Origin of the sequence: Arthrobacter sp. AK01 (assembly GCF_021109375.1) — a bacterium.
Classification (GTDB): domain Bacteria; phylum Actinomycetota; class Actinomycetes; order Actinomycetales; family Micrococcaceae; genus Arthrobacter.
Window position 1 is genome coordinate 54,030 of the sequence record NZ_JAJOHP010000001.1, and the last position, 24,132, is coordinate 78,161.

Here is a 24,132-nt window from a genome sequence, read left to right on the forward strand (position 1 = left end):
CAGGGCGGGGACCTTCCAAATGTTTTTTGTCGGTACGAATCAGTACGGTAGATACATGAGTTATACGGAGTCGCGGGCGCTGGCCAACCACCTGATGGACACTGTTCTTCCAGTGCGCCCTGCCATGGTGGATCGCGGCTCCGGGGTGCGGATGAAGCCCGGCATGGTTGAAGATCTCATCGCGTCCGGCACGGCAAAGGCCATGGTGATCTCCCAGCGCAAGGCGCTGGTGACTGCCGATGGGCTCTGGTTCGGGGATGCCACACCGCTGTGGAACGTCCTCAACGGAGCCGACGGCGGTGCTGCCGCGGCCATTTATCTGGGCACCACTCTGGGACCTTCCTCCTTGGCGGAAGGCACGTCCGTTCTGCTTTTCACGGTTGCTGAACCTCCCGCGCCGGGCACTGCCACGGTACCTGCGGACGCCCAATGGGCCGGCTTCCGGGACGTCGCTGCGCGTTTGGACGCCAATGACACCGCCTTGTTCATCGAGGCCAGCGCAATCTCCAACTGGCACGCCACGCACACTCACTGCCCTCAGTGCGGAAATCCCACCGACGTCGAGGCCGGGGGCTGGGTGCGCCGTTGTCCCCGGGACAATTCGGAGCACTATCCGCGAACCGACCCTGCAATTATCGTCACGGTTGTTGGACCTGACGGCCGCATCCTTCTTGGTGGCGGTGGTCCTACAGACGCCAGGAACTATTCCACGCTCGCCGGCTTTGTTGAGCCCGGTGAATCGCTGGAGCAGGCCGTTGTGCGTGAAATCGGGGAAGAAGTAGGCGTCCGTGTAACGGCTTGCCAGTATCTCGGTTCGCAATCCTGGCCGTTCCCTGCCTCACTGATGTTGGGCTTCACCGCCGTCACGGAAGACACTGTTGCCAGGCCGGATGGCGTTGAAGTCACCAGGGCGCGCTGGTTCAGCCGCGAAGAGCTCCAGGACGCCGTCTCCAACGGCGAGATCACCATCTCGACTCGCCTGTCCATTGCTCGTTCACTGATTGAACATTGGTACGGCGGCGTCATCGAAGACCTACAGCCGTGACCGAAGACATTTTCGACGCCGGCGGTTCACTTGAGGAACGCATCCTCGGCGGCTTGGATGAAGAACAGCGGGAAGTAGCCAGTACCCTGACGGGGCCGATGTGCGTACTCGCCGGGGCCGGCACTGGAAAGACGCGTGCCATTACCCACCGCATTGCCTACGGAGTCCATTCCGGCGTTTACAGCCCGCAGCGCCTGCTGGCGGTGACATTTACGGCGCGGGCGGCGGCCGAGATGCGCAGTCGGCTTCGCGACCTCGGGGTGGCCAACGTGCAGGCCCGTACCTTCCATGCCGCTGCCCTGAGGCAGCTGCAGTTCTTCTGGCCGCAGGCCATCGGCGGTACCTTGCCGAATCTGTTGGACCATAAAGCCAACATGATCGCAGAAGCATCCCGCAGGCTCCGGCTCAGTACTGATCGGGCGACCATCAGGGACCTGGCTGCCGAAATTGAATGGGCCAAGGTGTCCATGCTCACGCCGGCCAACTACCTCGAGAACGCCCAGGACCGGGGAACGCCTGGTGGCTTTGACCTGACGGCTGTGTCCAGGGTCTTCCAGGCATATGAGGACATCAAGACAGATCGCAACGTCATCGACTTCGAAGACGTCCTCCTGATCACGGTGGGTATTCTCCAGGAGGATCCGAAAGTCGCCGCAACCGTCCGTGAACAGTACCGTCACTTTGTGGTGGACGAGTACCAAGACGTATCGCCGCTGCAACAGCGGCTCCTGGATTTATGGCTCGGCGGCAGGGACGAGCTGTGTGTGGTGGGCGATGCCAGCCAAACGATCTACTCCTTCACCGGCGCCTCACCCAAGCACCTGCTCGGCTTCAAGGCACAATTCCCTGGGGCAACCGTCGTCAAGCTCATTCGCGACTACCGGTCCACACCGCAAGTGGTGAAGTTGGCCAATGACCTCCTCGGTTCCCGTCGAAGCGGTGGACCGGTGGCGGATGCCGCATGGGCGCCGCCGCTCAAGCTCGTCGCGCAGCGGCCAGCCGGTCCGGAACCGCGGTTCATGGAATGCCCGGATGACGAAGCCGAGGCCGCCGTGGTGGCAGGCCGGATCCAGGAACTGCTCAACACCGGAGTCAAAGCCAGTGAGATCGCAATCCTTTTCCGCACGAATGGCCAGTCGGAGGCCTACGAGCAAGCCCTTGCTTCAGCGGGCATCGGCTACCAGTTGCGGGGAGGCGAGCGGTTCTTCGCCCGCAAGGAAGTCCGCGACGCCATCCTCCAACTGAGGGCCGCAACGCGGGCAGTGGCCGAGGGGCCCCAGGAAGCACTGGGACAGATTGTTCGTGACATCGTTGCGTCGCTTGGCTACACGGATGCCGCACCGCACAGCGGGGGAGCCCTCCGGGAGCGTTGGGAATCATTGGCTGCCTTGGTCGCGTTGGCGGACGAACTAGCCATCAGCCGCGGCGAGTCCTTCACGTTGGCCGAATTCGTCAATGAACTCCAGGAACGCTCGGTGGCGCAGCATGCACCCACGGTCCAGGGCGTGACCTTGGCGTCCCTCCACGCTGCCAAGGGCCTGGAATGGGATGCGGTGTTCCTCGTGGGCCTCAGCGAAGGCCTTATGCCCATTTCCTTTGCGGACACTCCTGAGGACGTGGATGAGGAACGCCGGTTGCTCTACGTCGGGATTACCCGGGCACGGGAGCACCTCACTTTGTCTTGGTCCACGGCCCGGACGCCGGGTGGCCGCGCCAACCGCAAACCCTCACGGTTCCTTGACGGACTTCGCCCTAATTCGGTGGCGTCGGCCAGCGCCCGCAGCAAGACAGGTCCCACGCGCCGTAAGGCGGCTGTTCCGGCGTCATGCAGGGTGTGCGGGAGTATGCTCGCCAGCGGAGCCGAACGCAAGGTCGGGCGCTGTAACCAGTGCCCGCCTTCATACGAGGAACAAACTTTCGATGCGTTGAGGCAGTGGCGCAAGGATGAAGCGAAGTCCGCCGATGTCCCGGCGTACGTCGTCTTCACGGACGCCACCCTCACGGCGATCGCAGAGGCCAAACCGTCCTCCCTTGAAGAACTGGCCGGCCTTGCCGGAATTGGACCGTCCAAGCTTGAACGCTATGGCGAAGCAGTCCTGGCCGTCCTGACTGAGAGCAGCGAACTCTGATGCCCCGCCCACCGGCCGGGTCGGCAGAGATTCCACTGGTCACCGACGACGGTGCTCCGGTAGTGGTGCGTCGTTCGGTCAGACGGCGCAGGACTGTTGCAGCCTTTTGGGAAGACGGCAAGGCCGTTGTGGCCATCCCGGCCACCTTCACCACATCCCAGGAACGGGAATGGGTCCACCGGATGCTGGCCAAGTTGAAGAAACAGGGCGAGCAAAGATCCGGCCGGGGCAAGCGCCGTCCGGCCACCGATGAAGTACTGGCTGAGCACGCCGCCCACCTCTCCCGGACGTACTTGGGCGGCCGGGCAGTTCCGACGTCGGTACGTTGGGTCAGCAACCAGAACTCGCGCTGGGGTTCGGCTACTCCGGCGGATGGCACGATCAGGCTCTCGAACAAGCTTCAGGCCATGCCCCAGTGGGTCATCGACTACGTCCTGGTGCACGAGCTCGCGCACTTACTGGTGGCTGGGCACAACGCCGACTTCTGGCGGCTCGTTGAGGCCTACCCAGAGACCCAGCGTGCGAAGGCCTTCCTGGAGGGCGTTGCCTTTGCTACGGCCAGGGGCCTCCCGGCAGATTCGGACTCGACGACTTAACGCAGCTTAACGAAGCAACGGCCGCCAATGGAATGGCGGCCGTTGCTTACGAGGACTTATTTGGCTGGGGATTCCGGATCGGTGTCGTCCGTTTCAGTTTCGTTGCCGGGGCCGTTCCCGGCGGGATCGCCTTGTGTATCGGACTTTTCTGAAGTGCTGTCCTGGGCTTCTTCAGCATCGTAACCGCCGCTCAACAGCTTCTGCAGGGCATCATCAACTTCGCTGTCACTGGCCTCGGCAAGCCTCCGGCGTTCGGAGAACCCCTTGGGATCGTCAAGGTCTTCACCGGTTGGCAGCAGGTCCGGGTGGTGCCAGATCGCATCGCGACCGGCGATGCCGCGTTCTTCCTTCAGGGTTGCCCACAGTGTGGCAGCCTCCCGGAGCCTGCGCGGACGCAGTTCCAGACCGACAAGGGACGAGAAAGCGTGCTCGGCAGGTCCGCCAGTGGCCCGACGACGCCGTACGGTTTCGCGGAGGGCGGTCGCAGAGGGCAGGACCTTGTCGGTAGCCTCAGCTGTGAGTTCGTCCACCCAGCCTTCAACAAGCGCCAGTGCTGTTTCGAGCTTCTCCAGTGCAGCTGTCTGAACCGGGGTGCGTTCCGGGGTGAAGACGCCCTGCGAGAGTGCTTCCTGGATTCCCTCGGGGTTGCTGGGATCAAGATCCCTGGCCAGGTCTTCTATGCGGGACATGTCGATGTGGATGCCGCGGGCGTATGCCTCAATGGCACCCAGCAGGTGTCCGCGCAACCACGGTACTTGGACGAACAGGCGGGCATGGGCTGCTTCACGAACGGCGAGGAAGAGCCGGACGTCGTTCTCGGGGAGGCTGAGGCCTTCGCCGAACTTGGCCACATTGGCCGGCAGCAGTGCCATTTCAAGATCTGCCAACGGGACGCCGATGTCGGTGGAGCTGACAACCTCTGCCGAGAGCGCGCCGATTGCCTGACCCAGTTGCATACCAAAGATGGCGCCGCCCATGTTTTGCAGCATGGACGAGGCGCCGCCCATCATGGACTTCATTTCCTCGGGCAGCTGCTGGGTGAGCGCGTTGGACAAGGCATTGGCGACGCTGTTCGCCACGGGTTCGGTGAGTCGCTTCCAGGTGCCAAGTGTCGCTTCAACCCACTCGGCCCGGGACCATGCGCGGCCGATGAGGCCTGTTGCCGAGAGATCAGTCACGGGGTCAAGCCAAAGTTCGGCGAGCCTGAGAGCTTCGTCGATCTCTTTGGCCTGCATGGCGTTGACGGAGGGATCGCTGCCGGTCGCTGCAACGCGCCGCGCATTTTCGTGGGCGAGCTGCCAGTTCACAGGGCCTTCGGAGGTCGAGCTCATCATGGCCTGGACCTGCGCGAACATTTGCTGGAGCAGCTGGGGATCGTTGGGCAGGCCTGCGGCCTTGGCCAGCTCGGCGGGATCGATGCTGCCCATGCCCTGGCCACCCATCAGGTTCTGCAGCATTTCTGCCAGGGGATCCTTGGGGGTGTCGTCGTCTTCGTTGGACGGGTTGTTGGGGTTGGATGTCATGGTGCCGCCGATCGTCGAACTGGCTGGTGATCTCTTTCACCGTACCCCGCAGCCGGTATGCTGTCTGCCCGGATACGGCGCCGTTCGCTGTAGGCAAAGCAGTGCCGCAACGTTGGACCGCGTAGTGTTGATGCTTGGTATGTGCCGCCGTTGTCTTCGGTGGCAGAAGCCATGGAACCGGTCAAGCAGTGCCGGCATAGAGAGGCCTCAATGCTTACTTCGCCCAGCCCCGAGGGCTCATTGGACCCGCGTCAAACACCCGACGCCGATTCCTCCTCAGTGCCTCCGGCACCTCCCCGCGACACCAGGTACATGATCATGGTGATCTCAGGCTTGCTGGCCCTGGGCCTCGGCATTGGTGCTGCAGCGTTGCCGGTTCCATACGTTATCGAGTCGGCCGGGCCCACCTTCAATACCTTGGGCAAGGACGGCGATAAACCGGTCATCAGCATTTCGGGCCGTGAGTCCTTCCCTGCCAATGGCAACCTGGATCTGACCACCGTCGTCATGACCGGCGGCCCGAAGAGCCCGGCGACCATTTTCGATGTCTTCCGGGCCTGGCTGGACAGCTCAAAGGCCATTTATCCGGAGGAGCTCATCTACCCCAAAGGCACTACTGCTGAGCAGACTGTGCAAGAGGGCGAGATTGCCATGGAGACGTCCCAGGAGAACGCCTTTGCTGCCGCATTGCGCGAGCTGGACATCCCGTTCGAGCAAAAGCTGAACGTCGCTGGTCTCTCGGAAGCATCACCTTCGGCTGGGAAAATTCAGCAAGGCGATCTCCTGAAGTCCATTAACGGCAAGGCCATTACCTCCATGAGCGTGATCCAGGCTGAGCTGGCCGCGGGAGCCGGCGCGCCGGTCGCCGTCGTCGTGGAAAGGAACGGTACTCCAGTGACGGCAACAATCACTCCCACCAGGAATGCGGCTGACCGCTATGTTCTGGGTGTGCTCCTGGCCAGTGATTTCATCTTTCCATTCGACGTCAGTATTTCCTTGGAGAACGTGGGAGGGCCCAGCGCCGGAATGATGTTCGCCCTGGGCATTATCGATAACCTCACACCGGGGGACCTGACGGGCGGCAAACACGTGGCAGGTACGGGCACCATCACTGCCGATGGCGCCGTGGGACCCATCGGTGGCATTGCCCAGAAGATGATCGGAGCCCGGCAGCAGGGGGCCACTATGTTCCTCGCGCCGGCCGCCAATTGCGCCGACGTGGTGGGCCATGTGCCGGACGGACTGCAGGTAGTCAAAGTGGAAACGCTGGCAGACGCTACCTCCGCCGTGGAGCGACTCGGGTCCGGAGAAGACACGACGGGCCTTCCCACCTGCACAAACAACTAGACTGGCGGTGGAACTTAGCTTCACCGCCACTCGTGGCATATATGACGGCCTCCGCCATATCCCAGCGGCAGAGAAAGTCAACCACTCGCATACCGACTGTTCACTGACACCAATGAGGTACAGAGTTTGTCCCGTCCCGCCAGCTCCAACCCGCCCGGAAGATCACCGCTGAGACGAGGTGCCCTTACTCCGACGCTAATTGTCGTGGCTGTGGCCGTCGTCGGGTTCATTTTCTTCGCCAATGTGTGGACTGACGTCCTCTGGTACCAGCAGCTTGGTTTCTTCGAAGTCTATATACGCGAAAACCTGGCCAGGATCATCACGTTCCTGATCGGTTTCGCCATGATGTTCGCTGCTGTTTTCTTTGCCATCAGGATCGCGTACCGTTCCCGCCCCGTCTATGCTCCGGATGCCGAGTCACGGGACAACCTGAATCGCTACCAGGCCCAGCTTGAGCCTGTTCGCAGGGTCGTCATGATCGGCCTGCCCATCCTGTTCGGTCTATTTGCCGGCAGTGCCGCAGCCAGCCAGTGGCAGAAAGCCTTGTTGTTCTTCAACCAGGAGCCCTTCGGTCAGACGGACCCGCTGTTCAACCTCGACATCAGCTTCTACCTGATGTCGCTGCCGTTCCTCGGCTTCGTCACCGGGTTCCTCATCAGCATCGCCGTTGTGGCCGGTATCGCGGGCATCCTGACCCACTACCTTTACGGCAGCATCCGCCTGATGGAACGCGGCATCTTCACCAGCCGTGCTGCCCAGATCCATATCGCAGTGACAGGTGCGCTTTTCCTGATCCTGCTCGGTATTAATTTCTGGCTCGACAGGTACACCACGGTGCAGAGCAACTCCGGCCGCTGGGCCGGTGCCCTGTACACAGACGTCAATGCCGTGGTGCCCACCAAGGCAATCCTCGCCGTTGCTGCCGGCCTCGTTGCCATCCTGTTCATCATTGCCGCGATCATCGGGCGCTGGCGCCTGCCGGTCATCGGTACTGCAATGCTTGTCATCACGGCCATCCTGGCCGGTGGCGTCTATCCGTGGGTTATCCAGCAATTCCAGGTACGCCCCTCGGAAAACACCTTGGAAAAGGAGTTTATAGACCGCAACATCAAGATGACACGGGCCGCCTATGGCCTGGACCAGATTGATGTATCGGCCTACAATGCCACCACCACTGCCACAACCGGTGCACTCGCTGCAGATGCCCAGACCACTGCAAACATTCGCCTTCTGGACCCGAACCTGATTTCTTCCGCGTTCGCCCAGTTGGAGCAATACCGCCCGTATTACCAGTTCCCGCAGACCCTGAATGTTGACCGTTACATGGTTGATGGCAAGGTCCAGGACACGGTGATTGCTGTCCGCGAGCTCAACCCGGATGGCCTGAGCGCCAACCAGCAGACATGGGTTAACCGCCACATTGTGTACACCCACGGTTATGGTGTGGTCGCAGCCAAGGGCAACAAGTTTACGGCCGACGGCAAGCCGGAGTTCCTGCAGTCGGGCATCCCGTCCAATGGTGTCCTCGGCAACGACACCACGTATGAGCCCCGCATCTACTTCGGTGAGAACTCGCCCGAGTACTCCATCGTGGGTGCACCGGACGGGGCTCCGAACCGTGAGCAGGACCGGCCAGCAGGCAGGGAAGGCGGTGGAGAGACCCAGTACACATTCAGTGGCAACGGTGGACCCAACGTTGGAAACTGGCTCAACCGGATTTTGTACTCCATTAAGTTCCAGTCTTCGGACCTTTTGCTGTCCGATGGCGTCAATGCTGAGTCCCAGATTCTGTATGAACGCAACCCCCGCGAACGCGTCGAGAAGCTGGCTCCGTACCTGACTGTTGACGGTAACGCCTATCCGGCTGTCGTTGACGGCCGCGTGAAGTGGATCGTTGACGGCTACACCACCAGCCAGTATTTCCCGTACTCGCAGCCGCAGCAGTTGCAGAACGCGACTGCTGACTCGCAGACAAGTGCCGGCCGGACTGTTGCCCTTCCGAACAGCTCAGTCAACTACATCCGGAACTCCGTCAAGGCCACAGTGGATGCCTACGACGGCTCCGTGAACCTCTACGCCTGGGACGATCAGGACCCCATCCTGAAGGCTTGGCAGAAGGTCTTCCCGACCGTCATCAAGCCTTACTCGGAGATGTCCGGGGATCTCATGAGCCACGTCCGGTACCCGGAGGACCTCTTCAAGGTCCAGCGTGAACTGCTCGGCCGCTACCATGTGACGGACCCGGACAGCTTCTACCAGAACAACGATGCTTGGAGCGTTCCGAACGATCCCACCGTATCGGAGGCCGTGAAGCAGCCGCCGTTCTACATGTCCCTGCAAATGCCTGACCAGGAAAAGCCGGCCTTCCAGCTGACGTCGTCCTTCATCCCGCAGACGGTAAACGGCAGCGCGAGGAATATCCTCTACGGCTTCCTCGCTGCTGACTCTGATGCCGGCAACGTGAAGGGCGTCAAGGGGGAGAGCTACGGAAAGCTGCGGCTCCTGGAGCTTCCCACCGATACGCAGGTTCCAGGTCCTGGACAAGCGCAGAACAAGTTCAACTCTGATCCAACCGTGTCCCAGGCATTGAACCTCCTGCGACAGGGAGCGTCGGACGTCTTGAACGGCAACCTGTTGACCCTTCCTGTAGGTGGCGGCCTTCTCTACGTGCAGCCCGTCTACTTGAAGTCCACCGGTGAGACGTCCTACCCGACGTTGCAGCGCGTGCTGGTGGCCTTCGGTGACAAGATCGGCTTTGCCCCGACCCTGGACGAGGCACTCGATCAACTGTTCGGTGGCAACTCCGGTGCTACGGCCGGCGACGCGGACAACAACGGCCAGACGCCCACTGCACCTCCTGGCACCACCACGCCGCCCACTGGCCCGACCGATGCCAAGGCTGACCTCAAGGCAGCATTGGACGAGGCCAACAAGGCGATCCAGGATGGCCAGGCTGCCCTGGCCAAGGGTGACTTTGCCGCCTACGGGGCCCAGCAGACCAAGCTTTCAGACGCCTTGAAGAAGGCTCTGGACGCGGAAACACGTCTGGGCGCCACGACGACTCCGACGGCGACGCCGGAGGCTACTCCCAGCGCCACACCGTCGGCTTCGCCGAGCAGCTAAGCGGCGACAGTGACTGCAGAGGGCCTGTGCCCGCTTCCTTCGGGAGCGGGCACGGGCCCTTTCGCGATGGGGGAGATGTACATCACGTAGCCAGGATTTGGTCTCCCATTCACCGGGCGGTAATGTTGTTCTTGCGACGCGGGGTGGAGCAGTTCGGTAGCTCGCTGGGCTCATAACCCAGAGGTCACAGGTTCAAATCCTGTCCCCGCAACTGGAGAAGAGGTCCGGATCAGTAAATACTGATCCGGATCTCTTGTTTAACGCCGTCCTCCTTTGGTGAGCAGGCAGTTGGCTGTTGAGCAGGGAGCCGGAATGCCGGTGCTAGCATCGGATCCGGATTTGCTGAGGCTAGACAACGGATGGGATGGCGCTATGGTCAACGAAGACTTCAACCCCGGCCTCAATCGTGAAGTCCTTCAGAGGGACAGCCCTGTCGCGGTCTATCAGCAGGTGGCTGAAGTTCTCACGGACCAGGTCAGCCGTTTGGAGCCCGGGTCACGGATACCGACCGAAGAGTCCTTGATGGACGAGTACGGCATTAGTCGTACTACCGTCCGCAAAGCCATCGAAACGCTCGTGGTGAAGGGTTTGCTGGTCCGCAGGCAGGGCAAGGGGACATTCGTGATGGCCCAGCGTCCCGTCAAGATGCTGAACCGTCTGGCGCCATTCATGGAGACGTTCACGGCGGCAGGCATGAAGACCGTCAAGGGCCTCATCGAATACAAATGGATGGAAAAAGACAAGTCAGTACCGGCCAAGCTGGTCTCTGATGACAACCTCGTCCTGGTGATCCGCCGTTCGTACTCAAGCGCCGGCTGGCCTTATGCCATTGCAGAGATCTTCATCCCGTCGCAGATCGGACGCCATATCAGCCTGGCGGATGCCGAGCGGAACTCCATTTACCAGGTCATCCAGGACAGGACGCTGAAGCCGCTCCAGCGGGCGGAAATCACCGTCACGATGCATGAGCCCCCGGAACACCTTGCAGACGCTCTCAACGTCCGTGGCTTTGCCATGGTGCCGCGACTGGAGCGGACGACGCTGGGCCCTCACGGGGAGGTCCTGGAATGTACGGTGACGTACTTCCATCCCAGGGGTTTCGAGATCCGCGCTGAAGTGGCAACGGATGTCAGTCCCGGGCAGGATTCAGTTGTGCAATCACCTGCGGGGTAAATAGACATCAGACAACAATGGGCCGGATCCTTGCAGGATCCGGCCCATTGCCTTGGTTCAGTTGTACGTCACAGGCGCTCCGCCTGATGGTTACTAGAGCTTGTCGAAGTCGGCTTCGTCGACGGTAGCGCCGGTTGAAGCAGGAGCTCCGGCGCCGATGGCCGGCTTGGAACCACCGGACTTCAGGGCTGCAAGGCGGGCTTCAATCTCCGTCTGCTCACCGAGGTCCTCGAGCTGGTTGAACTGGGCGTCGAGGCTGGAGCTGGCAAGCTCCTGCTGGCCCAGGACCTTGGCTTCTTCGCGGCGGATCTTCTCTTCGAAGCGGCCAACCTCGCTGGTGGGATCCATGATGTCGATGCTCTTGAGGGCGTCGTGTACCTGGGACTGGGCCGCTGCGGTCTTGGAGCGGGCAACGAGCTCGTTGCGCTTGGCGGTCAGCTGGTTGAGCTTGTTCTTCATCTGGTCAAGCCCGGTCTTGAGCTTGTCGACGACCTCTGTCTGGGACGCAATGCTCGGCTCAGCCGACTTTGCCTCTGACTCCGCAGTCATCTGGCGCTGGATGGCCACCTTGGCAAGGTTGTCGAACTTCTGGGCATCGACGGAATCGCCGGCGGAGCGGTACTCGTCGGCCTTGCGGGATGCGGCGAGGGCCTTGTTGCCCCAGTCCTGGGCGTTCTTGATGTCCTCGTTGTAGTCCGCCTGCAACATCCGAAGATTGCCGATGGTCTGGGCCACGGCTGACTCGGCCTCGGCAATGTTGTTCGTGTAGTCGCGGACCATCTGGTCCAGCATCTTCTGCGGGTCCTCAGCCTGGTCCAGCAAGGCATTGATGTTTGCCTTGGCGAGCTGCGAGATCCGACCGAAAATGGACTGCTTAACCATGGTGTTGCCTTTCGTCCTGCTCAGTGGTGCCACTGAAGTCAGTGATCAGTTGTTGTACCGCTTCTATGCGGGGCATGGACCCCACCTAGTCTGTCGGGCTAGAAACTGCCGGAGTCTCCGCCGCCGAAGTCGCCTCCGCCGCCGCCCCAGTCTCCGCCGCCACCGGAATCGCCACCGAAGAAGCCACCGCCGCCTCCGCCGTCGTTGTTGCCGCCCCAGCCGCCTCCGCCGCCGTTCAGGATGGAATTGATGAGGATACCGCCGAGGATGGCGCCGCCAAGGCCGCCGCCTCCGCCGCCACCGCCGAACATGCCACCGCGTCCGTAGCCTTGGCCCTGGTCTGCGTAGCCGAACTGGTCGACGTCGGACTGTGCAAGTTGGGCCGCCTGGGCAGCAAGTGAGTGCGCCTGCTGGGCGTAGGTCAGTGCCGTCACAGGATCATTGCGTGAGATGGACAGCGCGTAATCCAGATTGCGCTGAGCCTCGGCCAACCTGGTCCGGGCTTCCGTACCTACGCCGCCGCGTCGGGCAGTGATGTAGTCCGAGGTGGCGCTGATCTGGGCCTGGGCAGCCATGATGGTCTGCTGCAGTGATGCTTGCGCCCGGCGGGCCTGCTCCTGCTGGTCGCGAATACCGGACAGTGACTGGTCCAGGGCTTGATGGGCTGATTCCACCCGGCTGAGCGTAGCGATGGGATCAATCTTTCCGCCCTGGATCTCGGTTTTCACCTGTGCCAAGGCGGCTTCCACACCGGCTACGGGGCCAGCAAGTTCGGGGTGCTCACCCGATTGGATCATGGCCCTGGCCTGGGCGAGGTCCTGGCTGGTCTCCGCAACTGCGCCTTCCAGGGAGGCACGTGCCTCATCCAGGCTGCCGGCCGTCTTGGAGATGGCATCGATCAATACGTTGGTTTGGTGCAGGCTTTCCTCGGCGGCACGAACGGCCACTGCGGCCAGGCTGTTCTCGCCGGCCGCCAACTTCTCCTGGGCTGCGGTGACGGCGTTCTGCACGAATGCGAGGCGCTCTTTTGCCTGCAGGATGTTATCGGAGACCTGCGTCAAGGCAGAGTCGGCGTACTTGGCGCGCAAGCCATCCAGCGACTGTTCTGAGTTGGCGATCTTGGAATCCGCGTCCCTGGCTCCGGCGGACACTGCCGCCAAGGCCTGCGGGGCGTTCTTTTCAAGCTCACGCAACGAGTCAAAGTCGGCCTTCTGGTCTCGCAGCGAAGCAAGTGCTGCCTCTGACCTGCGGATGATTTCGCCGAGCCAGCTCCGCTGTTGTTCTTCGGTGTCCGGGATGTGGTCATCAAGCTGCTGCTGCAACTTGAAGGACTCCGTCATGTGGCCCTTTGCTTCTTCAAGGGCTTTGGTGAAGTTGCCGATCGCGGAATCACCATACTGGGCCTGTGCGAAGCCGAGTTCCTGTTCGCTGGACTTGATGGCGTCGTCGGCCTCGATCAGCAGTGAGCCGCTCTTCTGACGTAGCTCCGGGATGCTCAGCCCAGCGAGAGGGTCCAGCTGCTCACCTTGCGGTCCATAGCTAGCGCTGGTGGCCTGGCTGCTGCCCTTCTTGCGGCGATTGCGCAAGTACAGGTACGTCCCTGCGCCACCGGCGGCTACTACACCGACTCCAACGAGGACGCCAACACCGGCGTTGCCGCTGGGCACTGTCCCGCTTCCACCGCCTGCGGCATCGCCGATGGCAGCAGCCGTATCTATGGCTGCTTGGGCGTAGTCCTTCTTGCCGCCTGCCAGATTGGCAACAACGGCGTTCTGAGCGATTGCCGACTGCTTGGAGTAGATGGAGCTGCCCGAGTTCAGGGCAAAGTTGTACTGGCCAGCCGTGGAAATTGCCAGAATGGCGTCCGGCTTGCCCATGAGCTTCTTATCGGCAACGGCCTTGGTCCACTCCTTGGGGTCCGAGGGGTTGGTGAAGGAATCCACGGTGACAACGTACAGGTTGTACTTGTGGTCCTTGAGAGTCTTTTGGATGGCTTCCTGGACCTCGCCTTTTCGGCTGCCCAGGACGTTGGCGTCGTCCACGATGTTCTGCCCGGACGGAATGGTCACCGGATCGACAGCCCAAGCCGCTGTGGCCGGGAAGGCCAACAGTCCAGCCACGCCAATTCCGGCGAGTACGCGTTTAAATATTGACCGCATGTGCAACCCTTCAGCACGTCTGCGACTGGAACAAGGCGTACCAATCGTCACAGAATGCTCAGCGCCCCCACGCATGGTGTAAAGCCGCAGGTCGCTGTGGCAATTCCTCTTGATTCTATGGTGCACCCCCTAACCCGTCCACAGGGGTGAATATGCCACCAGCGAAATATAGGAGAGAGCAGGATTGTCCAGGCGTTAAGGGCAATTGCGGAGGGGCTGAAAGGGTCTTACTGAGCCTTTCAGGAAGCTCCCAGCGAACGTCCGCTTTTGTTCCAGTTATTGGGTCCATAGTTGTTGAAGACGAGGACGAAAGGAAGACCCATGACGGAGAACCCAGCGCAGGGCACCGCACCGGAGGACCGCGAGCCATCCGAGCCGCGGGACACCACCAGCGACAACACCGATGCCACCGCCACCCAGCAGCAGCCTGCCTGGACTTCAGGGCACGAGCCTTCAGGGCAGGAGGCAGGTGCCGGAAACGGTGCACAGCCCACCACGCCACTGCCAGCGTTCCAGCCGCCTGCAAGCCCGGCTGGCCGGCGGGATCAGGAGAACGCGCCGACACAGCATGCCAGTCAGCACGCAGCCCCTGCCCAGCAGGCACCCCAGCAATACACAGCACAGCACCCAGGGCACCACGCAGCACCCGCCCAACCGTCCGGCCAGCCCAATGCCACCCAGCAGCAGCCGCAGTACTACGGCGCTCCGCAGCACCAGGATCCGGCGAACCGCCCGAACTACCCCCAGCACCAGCCGTTCTACGGCACGGGCGCAAACCCCCAGGGACAGCACGGCCCTGGAATGCAGCACGCACCCGGTAACTCAACGGTCGCCACCAAGCGCAAGCCCGCGTTCGGCGTCGGAACCCTCGTAGCCAGCATGCTCGCGGCGGGCCTCATCGGTGGCGGTGTAGTGGCCGGAAGCAACGTGCTCTGGGACCAGCCGGCTCCGGCAGCGTCGACGAGCGGACAGTCCAGCACGGTCATCGTCAACAACAAGGATGACGTCAACGTGATCACTGCGGCAGCTGCCAAGGCATCGCCGAGTGTTGTAACGATCAAGGCAACCAGCGGCAACGAGGGCGGAACCGGTTCAGGCATCATCCTCGATGACCAGGGCCATATTCTCACCAACACGCATGTCGTGACCCTGGACGGTGCCACGGCCAATGCCGCCATCGAGGTACGTACAAGCGACGGCAAGGTCCTCAAGGCCACAGTTGTAGGCACGGACCCACTCTCGGACCTCGCGGTGATCAAAGTCAGCGACGCGTCCGGGTTGGTTCCGGCAACGCTCGGTGACTCCTCCAAGATCAATGTGGGGGACACCGCCGTCGCCATCGGTTCGCCTCTGGGCCTGACGGGTACGGTGACGGACGGTATCGTCTCCACGCTCAACCGCACCATCAGCGTTGCCTCGTCTGCCGTGCCGGAAGGCACACCCGACGAGAGCCAGGGCGGCGACGAAGGCTTCCAGTTCGCGCCTCCAAACGGTGGCCAGAGCCAGTCAACAGCCAACGAAGGCTCCATTGCCATCAACGTCATCCAGACAGACGCCGCCATCAACCCCGGTAACTCCGGTGGTGCGTTGGTGAACAGCAAGGGTGAGGTCATCGGCGTCAACGTCGCCATCGCGTCTGCCGGCAGCGGAACGTCCGAGTCGTCCAGTGGCAACATCGGTGTTGGCTTCAGTGTCCCGATCAACCATGCCAAGCGCGTGGCACAGGAAATCATCGACACCGGCAAAGCCAGCCACGGCCAGTTCGGTGTGTCGGTCCGTTCGAAGTCGTCCACAGGGAGTGATTCCGGCTTCTCTGTCGGCGCCGAAGTTGCCTCAGTGACCACCGGTTCGGCGGCAGCCAAAGCAGGACTCAAGGTAGGCGACGTTGTCACCAAGTTCGGCGACTACACGGTGAGCGACCCGAACCAGCTGACGGCTGCGGTACGGGAACAGCCGGCCGGTGCCAAGGTCAAGGTCACCATTGAACGCGGCGGCCAGGCCCAGGAGGTTGAGGTAACCCTCGACGCCGCCCAGCAGTAGGCAGCGGGAACAGCGCACGACGGCGGGCCGACACCTTTGGGTGTCGCCCGCCGTTTTGCCGTACCCGGCACAGCATCAGCCCAACGAAAGTCACGCGGGCAGCTGAAACAGGGGTTAACGCTGGGAGTGGCTTTCTGCGGGCAATATGCTTAGCTAGGACGAGCCCACGCGCTGGGCAATTCACGGCCACGCTGCTGCGGTTGGCCGTCCACAAGCATGGAAGGCTGCTTCGAAGACAGTGGAAGAGACATTGAAGATTGTCGTTCTGGTCAAGCACGTCCCGGACGCGCAGTTCGACCGGCACATTACCGGACCCGGAAACACCACCGACCGTGATGAGAGCATCTTGTCCGAGCTGGACGAGTACGCCCTTGAGGCAGCGCTGCAGCTGGCCGAGGAACGCGGCGGCCCGAAGGCCGGCAACGAGGTCATTGCCTTGAGCATGGGTCCCTCCGGTGCCGTCAACGCGGTGAAGAAGTCATTGCAGATCGGCGCTTATTCGGGCGTTCACCTCAGCGATGACGCTTTGGCCGGTTCTGATGCAGCTGCCACCTCGCTGGCCCTCGCCGCCGCTATCCGCCACATCTCGGCTGATGGCCGCCCGGTGGACCTGGTCCTCACAGGCATGGCGTCCACCGACGGTGAGACGTCGCTGATCCCGGCCCAGTTGGCCGAACGCTTGTCCTATCCGCAGGTGACGTTCGCGTCCAGCCTTGAGGTTGCGGGCAATCAGGTCACCGCCCGCCGTGACGCCGGCGCCTTCTCTGAAACGGTGGAAGCGCAGCTCCCTGCCGTGGTTTCGGTCACCGACCAGATCAACGAGCCGCGCTACCCCAATTTCAAGGGCATCCTGGCCGCCAAGAAGAAGAAGATCGCGTCCCTGTCGCTCTCGGACATTGGCGTGGATGCCTCGCAGGTGGGTCTCGCCGGTTCTTGGACAGTGGTGGAATCCGCAGAGGCGCGTCCGCCACGGACGGCAGGCACCATCATCACCGACGACGGCGACGCCGGCATCAAGCTGGTCGACTTCCTCGCCGCCCAGAAGCTGCTCTAAAGGGGATTCCAACCATGGCAAATGCACTTGTTTTCATTGACAACCCCGGAGCGGCTCTCAAGAAGAGCAGCCTGGAACTCCTGACCATCGCCCGCTCGCTGGGGGAGACCGCCGTCGCGTTCACCGGTGAGCTGAACGACGACGTCGCAGCCACCTTGGGTGCCTACGGCGCCACTACGGTCTACCTGCCGTCGGAGGAGGACCTCGACAACTACCTGGTTGGCCCGAAGGCTGCCTACCTCGCCGCTGCAGTGGCCTCCTCGGGAGCCACGGCAGTCCTCCTGGACAACTCTCCGGAGGGCAAGGAAATCGCGGGCAGGCTCGGTATCAAGCTCAACGCCGGCGTGATCACTGACGTCGTGGGCGTTGAAGCCGATGGCACCGCGCACAAGTCTGTTCTTGCCGGCTCGTACAACACCACGGCGAAGGCAACTACTCCGGTCACAGTTCTTTCGGTCAAGGCGAACAACGTAGAGCCTTCGCCGGTTGGTGCCGCGGCTGCCCCGGCCACTGCAACGATTGAAGTACCGGCGGGCGCGATCGCCAACTCTGCCCGCATCGCTGCCCGGACCGAGAAGCCGGTCAGCGGCCGCCCGGACCTCAGCGAAGCGAGGATAGTCGTAGCCGGCGGCCGCGGCGTTGACGGCGACTTCGCTCCGGTTGAAGAGCTCGCAGATGCCTTGGGCGCTGCGGTGGGCGCCTCCCGTGCCGCCACCGACGCAGGCTGGATCGGTCACGACGCCCAGGTGGGCCAAACCGGTGTCACGGTTTCGCCCCAGTTGTACATCTCGGCCGGCATCTCAGGCGCAATCCAGCAGAAGGCCGGAATGCAGACCTCCAAAGTCATTGTGGCCATCAACAAGGATGCAGAATCGCCGGTGTTCGAGATTGCCGACTACGGCATCATCGGTGACCTGTTCAAGGTTCTCCCACAGGCCACGGCCGAGATCAAGAAGCGGAAAGGCTGATCCCTTTGCCTACTGGCGCTATGTCAGCAAAGAGCCCGTTCGACGCCTCCACGGAGCGCGTCGAGCGGGTGCTTTGTTTTACTGCCCACCCTGACGACATCGACTTCGGCGCTGCTGGCACCATTGCAGCGTGGACTGCGGCCGGCGTCGAGGTCAGCTACTGCATCATGACCGACGGTGACGCCGGCGGTTTCGATCCGGCCGACAGGGATCGGATCACTGAACTCCGCTCAGAGGAGCAAAGGCGGGCGGCCGCCCTGGTAGGTGTCACCGACATCCGTTACCTCCACGAGCTCGATGGCTACCTTGAACCGACACATGGCGTCATCAAGCAGGTTGTGAAGCTGATCCGCGAAATCCGGCCGGACATCGTGCTGACCATGCACCCGGAACGGAACTGGGACCGACTTCAAAAGAGCCACCCGGACCACCTGGCGGCCGGGGAAGCCGTAACCCGGGCGGTTTATCCGGCGGTGGAGAATCCCTTTGCCTATCCAGAACTGGCCGAGGCCGGTCTGGGTGCCTACAAGCTGCCGTGGTTGTGGTTTATCTCCAGCCCCGAAGCCAGGGAGAACCACTTTGTGGATGTCTCAGGACACGTCGAGGCCAAGCTCGAGGCCATCCGTGTCCATGCAAGCCAGCATCCCGATATTGAAGGCATGGAGTGCGTTGTCAGGAGCATGCTGTTGGCGAACGGCGAGCGGGCCGGCCTGACTGCGGGTACCAGTGCTGAGGCCTTCCACGTGGTGTCCGTCAACGGTTCAAGCACCATCGCAGGTTTCTGACGTTGCCGTGGTGTAACCCGTGTCATATGCTTGATCTCGGTTAAATCATATTTATTCGAGGAAGGCAGACTTTGATGGCGAAGACTGCGCAACAACCCGTACTGGTGATTATGGGAGTCTCCGGTTCCGGCAAATCGACTGTAGCCGGTGTTCTTGCCGGCAAGCTGGGGTGGGATCTCGCCGAAGGCGACGACCTGCACCCGGAGGCGAATGTAGCCAAGATGCAGTCGGGGCTGGCCCTCAGCGATGAGGACCGCTGGCCCTGGCTGGGCATTATTTCGGACTGGATCCGCGAGCGGGCGGATGCAGGAACCCCGGCGATCATTACGTGCTCGGCTCTGAAAAAGAAGTACCGCGACGTGCTTCGCGGCGAGGGAGTGGTGTTCGTCTTCCTGCAGGGGAGCAAGGACAAGATCTCCGATCGTCTGGCATCCAGGCACGGCCACTTCATGCCGCCATCACTCCTGGAATCGCAGTTCGACGCCTTGGAGGAGCCCACGGAAGACGAGAACCACATCTCGCTGTGCGTTTCGGCTTCGCCGGCAGAAGAAGCCGACGAAGTCATTGAACGGCTCGGTCTCCGGCCCGCAGGCGCCGGCCCCGAAGCGACAGCCTCGTGAGGGTCCTGGAAACCGCGACGCAAGTACAGGAATGGACCGGGCACGACACCCAACTTCTTGTGGTGGCCGCGCTGGGCATTGCCCTGATTGTCGTGTTGATTGCCAAGCTCAAGCTTCATCCGTTCCTTGCGCTGGTGCTGGGCTCGGCCTTCGTTGGCCTGGCCTCCGGCGTGGAACTGGGCAAGGTCATCACCAACTTCGAAGACGGGGTTGGTGGTGTCCTCAAGGAAGTCGGGCTGCTCATTGCCCTGGGAGCCATGCTCGGGAAGTTGCTGGCCGATTCCGGTGGCGCCAACCGGGTAGTGGACACTTTGCTGGCAAAAGCCAGCGGCAACAAGTTGGTCTGGATGATCACGCTCGTGGCGGTCATCATCGGGCTGCCCATGTTCTTCGAAATCGGGCTCGTCCTGCTGCTTCCGGTGATTGTCCTGGTGACGCAGCGGTCCAAGATGAAGCTGATGCGCATCGCCATTCCGGCGTTGGCTGGCCTATCTGTGCTTCACGGGCTCGTGCCGCCGCATCCGGGACCACTCATTGCGATCAGCGCAGTCAAAGCCGAACTGGGAACAACCCTCGGTCTGGGCATCCTCGTGGCGGTTCCCACGGTCATCATCTGTGGTCCGCTCTTTTCGCGGTTGGCGGCCCGGTGGGTCCCTGTCGACGCGCCCGCCGTGGCCGGAGGCATCGACACCCAGCACGCGGCAGACATGAGCGAAGTCAAGCGCCAGCCCTCGTTCCTGGTCACTCTGTTGACCATCATCTTCCCCGTGGTCCTGATGCTGCTCAAGGCGCTGGGCGGCATCATCTGGCCAAACCCCGAAACGGCACCAGCCATCCGGATCTTCTTCGACTTCGTGGGCCAGCCTTTGGTGGCCATGACGCTGGCTGTGCTCCTTGCAATCGTGACCTTCGGTTACGCCGTGGGCTTCACCGGCAGCAAGATCACCTCGAAGGTGGGTGAAAGCCTTGGGCCGATCGCCGCGATCCTCCTCATTGTGGGAGCGGGTGGCGGTTTCAAGCAGACGCTGATCGGCGCCGGGGTAGGGGATGCCGTCAAGAAATGGGCCGAAGGTGCCAACATGTCGGTCCTGGTGCTCGGCTTCATCGTGGCTGTGGCTCTCCGCCTTGCCACTGGCTCAGCTACGGTTGCCACGGTAACGGCCGCGGGAATTGTGGCGCCACTGGCGAGCAGCTTGAGCCCGACGCACGCTGCCTTGCTGGCCTTGGCAATTGGCGCAGGCTCGCTGTTCCTGTCCCACGTGAACGACGCCGGATTCTGGTTGGTCAAAGAACTCTTCGGGCTCACCGTTGGGCAGACATTCAAGACCTGGTCGGTCATGGAAACCCTGATCTCCGTGGTGGGTTTCGGGTTCGTGATGCTTCTATCGCTCGTCTTATAGCTGCTGAAGGTACCGACACGCACGAGGGCGGCGGGCCCCATGGTGGGCCGGCCGCCGTCGTGCATTAACTTCCCGAGCGTCAGGCGCTGAGCGCGACCACCAGGACCGGCTCAGTGGTGGGGGCGCTCGATCCGCCTGTGGGTTCCACCGTGATGGCTACGGACGATGCCGATGCCAGGCCCTTCACAACGGCGGGCTTGGAGAGCGTCTGGGCGTCCATGGTGCCCTGGGGTACGGGGGCCGACCCGTCCTTGGGAAGGGTCCACAATTGGTAGACCTTGCCTTCCGGCGCCGGGGCAACTCCATCCATCAGGACCACGAACGAGTCTTTGGCCGATGACGCGGAGATGGTGGCTGTACCGCCGCCGGGAACCGGCGCGGACTTCTTCTGGACATCCTGTGCTTGCAGCACCTGGTTGACTGGGTCATTCTGCGCCGAGACGTAGGTGCCGACTCCGATGCCGCCGAGAGCAATGACGGCTGCAGCGGCTGCCCCAACGATCCATCGGCGCGCGCCACCAGTCCGGCTGCGCTCCTCGCGCTTCATTCTCGCTGCGGCAAGTTCATCGACGGCAGGGATTTCAGGTCCGGGACTTACCGGCTCTGCGGCGGGCTTCACGGAGGGATCGTTGGCAATACGCTCCATGATGTTGTCGAACAGGCCTGCAGGGGGCGCTTCCTCCGGTGCGAAGCTGACCGCCAGAGTCTCCCGGGCTTCACGAACCCGTTCGTGGAACTCCGGACCTTCTGGAGCATCCTTGATGTAGTCGTCTATCAAGGCCCGTTCTTCGTCACTGACAGCGTTCAAAGCATAGATTTCAGCCAGTTCAAGGACGCGGCCCTCGGCGAGGTCGGTAGCGATGTCGTTGGCAAACATTCTGCGGATAAAGCCTCCACTGGTGTTCTCACTCATATCAACCCACCCCCAGGCAGGTCTTCAGGCGCAGCAGTCCATCCCGGATGCGGGACTTGATGGTCGGGACGGCAGCGCCGAGTTGCTCGGCGACCTCCCGATACGTCAAACCGCCGTAGTATGCGAGGCGGACGGACTCGCGCTGGGTGTCCGTGAGCGTGCCGAGGCATCGGCTGACGGCTTCGGCTTCCAGGTTCGTGTCAGCCTCTTCGACGACCAGGTCGCGGTCCGGGTCCAGGCTCGCTGCACCGTATTTGGCTTCACGGTCCGTTGCGGCCTGGACAGTGCGAACACGGTCGATGGCCCGTCGATGCGCAATGGTCATGAGCCAGGCCAGTGGGGTTCCGGCCGCGCGATCAAACTTCGCCGCTCCTTGCCACACCTGGATGAAAACCTCCTGGGTGGCGTCCTCGCTCAAGTCAGGGTCTATCAGGACGCGCCTGGCCATACCGAAGACCCGTCTGGAGGTCAGGCGGTAGAACTCGGCAAAAGCCTGCTGGTCGCCGGTGGCCACGAGCTCGAGCAAACCAGTCAACTGCGCATTCAAATCTGCTGCAGTGCCAGTAGCCTCAAAGACCGGGGGGCCGGGGTTGTTGGGGATGTCCATCACCGTCCAGCATATGTCGTCCCGTTTGAATGTGGCAGCACGTCCATGTTGTGTTGCGGACGCGGCAGTGCGGTGCTTTACCGTCATCACCCTGGTCTGCAGCGCGCTCACGTAGGCTCCTCAACGAATGTCCAAGGCAGGACTTGTCCCTGCATAAGGTATTCGGTGCTGTGGCGGCGTTGGATGGGCTAGACCTTGGCGCCGGCAAATCCGTTCTGCCGCCAGGCTTCGAACACGGCGATAGAGGCAGCATTGGCCAGATTGAGTGAGCGGAGCGACGGCTTCATGGGAAGGCGAAGGCGTGCGGTGACGTGGGGGTCCTGCTTCAGCCAGTCCGGCAGGCCAACCGACTCCGGCCCAAACATCAGGACGTCGCCTTCGCGATAGCTGATATCGGTATAGGACGTCTCGCCGTCGGAAGTGTAGGCGAAGACGCGCTCGGGCTTCAGTGCTGCCCAGGCGGCGTCGATATCCTTATGAACTGTGACTACTGCAAGATCGTGGTAGTCAAGGCCGGCACGTCGCAGCTTGGCATCGGAAAAGTCGAAGCCAAGGGGCTCCACCAAGTGGAGCTCAGCTCCCGTGATGGCGGCCAAGCGGATGGCGTTGCCCGTATTGCCCGGGATTTCTGGGGTGTGGAAGAGGATGCGGAACACCGTCCCATCTTAGTCAGGCTGTCCGGAGCAGCCGCATCCCGGTGTTCGGAGGTTCCGGTGGCCTAGTGCATCCCGCGAAGCAGCCGGGCCAGGACCGGCACCACCACAGTATTCGGAGCCGGCCCCGAGCTGAGGAACTGCTTGAGCCCCCTGACGAGCCCGGCGCCATTGACTACCTCCACGGCATTGTGGCTGGATTGGCCCTTGCCGTACTGGTCGATGACCGGTTCATGGAGGTTGCCGTCGGGACTGTGAAGGACCACCCAGCCCGTGACGTTGAGTTCGGGGAAGATGTCCTGCATATGGCGGACAATGTGGGCAAGTTGCGGGGGAGCCACGGAACGGCCGCCGTGGCGCAGGGAATTGCCGTCCCAGGCATAGGCGCCTTTGGGCAGCAACATGGATCCGACCAACGCCAGCCGGTAGCCGGAGAGGACTGCGTGGTCGATGTGGTTATTGTCCGACGGTGAGCGCAGGCCGTTGATGAGCCTCGCGGCGGGAATGGCAGGCAGTACCTGGCGGCTGATGAGCTGGACCGTGCGCATCTCCCTCTGGATACGCGCTTCGGCGCCAAAGATTCCTCGTTTGCGGGGGAGTCCGTGGACTTGTTGGGCTGCTTCCGCCGCAGAAATGAGCGGAACCTCGTTGGGATCGTCAAAAGGGGGAACATAGACCGCGGGAGCACCGGCAGTGTTGCGCTGGGCCTGGGGCCGCCTGACGTTGCTTGTGGCAAAGGGGCCCGGAGCAGCGGTGCCCGTGTAGTCGCCGGGCCTTGGCTGGCTGGGGCCTGAGGCGCCGCTGGCGTACCTCCGGTCGTACTCAGCCCTGCGCTGCGGATCGATCAGGGTTTCGTAGGCGAGCGTCACGCGCCTGAAAGTCTCCGCTTCTCCACCGTGATCGGGGTGTGCCTTCCGGGCAGCCTTCCGGTAGGCCACTTTGATCTCCTTGTCCGTGGCTGTGACGGAAACACGGAGAACCTGATAGTGCGAATTGCTGCCCTCGGCCAAGCACGGGCCCTTCTCTAAATGTCGGTGCGCTCCGATGAGACGCGGTACTGGCAGTTTATCCAGCCACTATGTGAACGTCGGCATCGGGGCTGGTGGTTCCCGGCT

The 24,132-nt window shown here is 62.3% G+C and carries 19 protein-coding genes and 1 tRNA gene; 13 read left to right on the top strand and 7 right to left on the bottom strand.

Annotation, left to right across the window (positions count from 1 at the left end; all coding sequences use genetic code 11):
- Positions 1 to 55: 55 nt before the first annotated feature.
- The 3 genes from nudC to LN996_RS00275 are packed head-to-tail and all read left to right on the top strand — an operon-like array spanning position 56 to position 3,770.
- Entirely contained in the window at positions 56 to 1,045 is a 990-nt protein-coding gene (gene nudC / locus LN996_RS00265) for an NAD(+) diphosphatase (RefSeq protein WP_231337953.1), read from the top strand.
- Complete coding sequence (locus LN996_RS00270; RefSeq protein ID WP_231337954.1) at positions 1,042 to 3,174, top strand: ATP-dependent DNA helicase UvrD2; 2,133 nt, start codon at positions 1,042 to 1,044, stop codon at positions 3,172 to 3,174. The genes nudC and LN996_RS00270 overlap by 4 nt, the downstream gene beginning before the upstream one ends.
- Entirely contained in the window at positions 3,174 to 3,770 is a 597-nt protein-coding gene (locus tag LN996_RS00275; RefSeq protein ID WP_231337955.1) for a M48 family metallopeptidase, read from the top strand. Before LN996_RS00270 ends, LN996_RS00275 begins: the two co-directional genes overlap by 1 nt.
- A gap of 56 nt (positions 3,771 to 3,826) precedes the next feature.
- On the opposite strand, the gene LN996_RS00280 is transcribed toward LN996_RS00275, so the two are convergent.
- Positions 3,827 to 5,293, bottom strand: coding sequence for a zinc-dependent metalloprotease (locus LN996_RS00280; RefSeq protein WP_231337956.1), 1,467 nt, complete (start codon positions 5,291 to 5,293; stop codon positions 3,827 to 3,829).
- Between the two features lie 210 nt (positions 5,294 to 5,503).
- On the opposite strand from LN996_RS00280, the gene LN996_RS00285 reads away from it, so the two are divergent.
- The 4 genes from LN996_RS00285 (at position 5,504) to LN996_RS00300 (ending at position 10,936) form a co-directional block, all read left to right on the top strand.
- Positions 5,504 to 6,640, top strand: a complete 1,137-nt coding sequence (locus LN996_RS00285; RefSeq protein WP_231337957.1) for a PDZ domain-containing protein — start codon at positions 5,504 to 5,506, stop codon at positions 6,638 to 6,640.
- A 126-nt stretch (positions 6,641 to 6,766) separates the two neighbouring features.
- Complete coding sequence (locus LN996_RS00290; protein WP_231337958.1) at positions 6,767 to 9,763, top strand: UPF0182 family protein; 2,997 nt, start codon at positions 6,767 to 6,769, stop codon at positions 9,761 to 9,763.
- 137 nt (positions 9,764 to 9,900) lie between these two features.
- A tRNA-Met gene (locus LN996_RS00295) sits at positions 9,901 to 9,974 on the top strand.
- A 161-nt stretch (positions 9,975 to 10,135) separates the two neighbouring features.
- Positions 10,136 to 10,936, top strand: coding sequence for a GntR family transcriptional regulator (locus LN996_RS00300; RefSeq protein WP_231337959.1), 801 nt, complete (start codon positions 10,136 to 10,138; stop codon positions 10,934 to 10,936).
- A 93-nt stretch (positions 10,937 to 11,029) separates the two neighbouring features.
- Here the strand turns inward: LN996_RS00300 and LN996_RS00305 are convergent, their stop codons facing one another.
- Together LN996_RS00305 and LN996_RS00310 are read right to left on the bottom strand one after the other, a co-directional pair.
- Complete coding sequence (locus LN996_RS00305) at positions 11,030 to 11,818, bottom strand: PspA/IM30 family protein (protein WP_231337960.1); 789 nt, start codon at positions 11,816 to 11,818, stop codon at positions 11,030 to 11,032.
- Positions 11,819 to 11,916: 98 nt separating this feature from the next.
- The gene (locus tag LN996_RS00310; RefSeq protein WP_231337961.1) at positions 11,917 to 13,977 is read right to left on the bottom strand and encodes a TPM domain-containing protein; all 2,061 of its coding nucleotides are present in this window, start codon (positions 13,975 to 13,977) and stop codon (positions 11,917 to 11,919) included.
- Between the two features lie 321 nt (positions 13,978 to 14,298).
- Here LN996_RS00310 and LN996_RS00315 point away from each other — a divergent pair, with 321 nt between their 5' ends.
- The 6 genes from LN996_RS00315 to LN996_RS00340 all read left to right on the top strand — a co-directional run bounded on the left by LN996_RS00315 (position 14,299) and on the right by LN996_RS00340 (position 20,844).
- Positions 14,299 to 16,017: a trypsin-like peptidase domain-containing protein gene (locus LN996_RS00315; protein WP_231337962.1), complete on the top strand. Its 1,719-nt coding sequence runs from the start codon at positions 14,299 to 14,301 to the stop codon at positions 16,015 to 16,017.
- A gap of 250 nt (positions 16,018 to 16,267) precedes the next feature.
- On the top strand, positions 16,268 to 17,071 hold the full coding sequence (locus tag LN996_RS00320; protein WP_231337963.1) for an electron transfer flavoprotein subunit beta/FixA family protein: 804 nt from the start codon (positions 16,268 to 16,270) through the stop codon (positions 17,069 to 17,071).
- A 14-nt stretch (positions 17,072 to 17,085) separates the two neighbouring features.
- On the top strand, positions 17,086 to 18,039 hold the full coding sequence (locus LN996_RS00325; RefSeq protein WP_231337964.1) for an electron transfer flavoprotein subunit alpha/FixB family protein: 954 nt from the start codon (positions 17,086 to 17,088) through the stop codon (positions 18,037 to 18,039).
- A 20-nt stretch (positions 18,040 to 18,059) separates the two neighbouring features.
- Positions 18,060 to 18,824, top strand: coding sequence for a PIG-L deacetylase family protein (locus LN996_RS00330; RefSeq protein WP_231337965.1), 765 nt, complete (start codon positions 18,060 to 18,062; stop codon positions 18,822 to 18,824).
- Between the two features lie 74 nt (positions 18,825 to 18,898).
- A complete protein-coding gene (locus LN996_RS00335) occupies positions 18,899 to 19,444 on the top strand; it encodes a gluconokinase (protein WP_231337966.1) in 546 nt (181 codons plus the stop codon).
- Positions 19,441 to 20,844: a gluconate:H+ symporter gene (locus tag LN996_RS00340; protein ID WP_231337967.1), complete on the top strand. Its 1,404-nt coding sequence runs from the start codon at positions 19,441 to 19,443 to the stop codon at positions 20,842 to 20,844. Before LN996_RS00335 ends, LN996_RS00340 begins: the two co-directional genes overlap by 4 nt.
- Before the next feature lie 79 nt (positions 20,845 to 20,923).
- Here LN996_RS00340 and LN996_RS00345 read toward each other — a convergent pair whose 3' ends face one another.
- From LN996_RS00345 to LN996_RS00360, 4 genes are all read right to left on the bottom strand, one after another.
- Positions 20,924 to 21,757, bottom strand: coding sequence for an anti-sigma factor (locus LN996_RS00345; RefSeq protein WP_231337968.1), 834 nt, complete (start codon positions 21,755 to 21,757; stop codon positions 20,924 to 20,926).
- A 1-nt stretch (position 21,758) separates the two neighbouring features.
- Positions 21,759 to 22,364: an ECF RNA polymerase sigma factor SigK gene (sigK, locus tag LN996_RS00350; protein WP_256492644.1), complete on the bottom strand. Its 606-nt coding sequence runs from the start codon at positions 22,362 to 22,364 to the stop codon at positions 21,759 to 21,761.
- A gap of 188 nt (positions 22,365 to 22,552) precedes the next feature.
- Entirely contained in the window at positions 22,553 to 23,020 is a 468-nt protein-coding gene (locus LN996_RS00355) for a tRNA (cytidine(34)-2'-O)-methyltransferase (protein ID WP_231337970.1), read from the bottom strand.
- A 62-nt stretch (positions 23,021 to 23,082) separates the two neighbouring features.
- The gene (locus tag LN996_RS00360; RefSeq protein WP_231337971.1) at positions 23,083 to 24,027 is read right to left on the bottom strand and encodes a J domain-containing protein; all 945 of its coding nucleotides are present in this window, start codon (positions 24,025 to 24,027) and stop codon (positions 23,083 to 23,085) included.
- Positions 24,028 to 24,132: the final 105 nt, after the last annotated feature.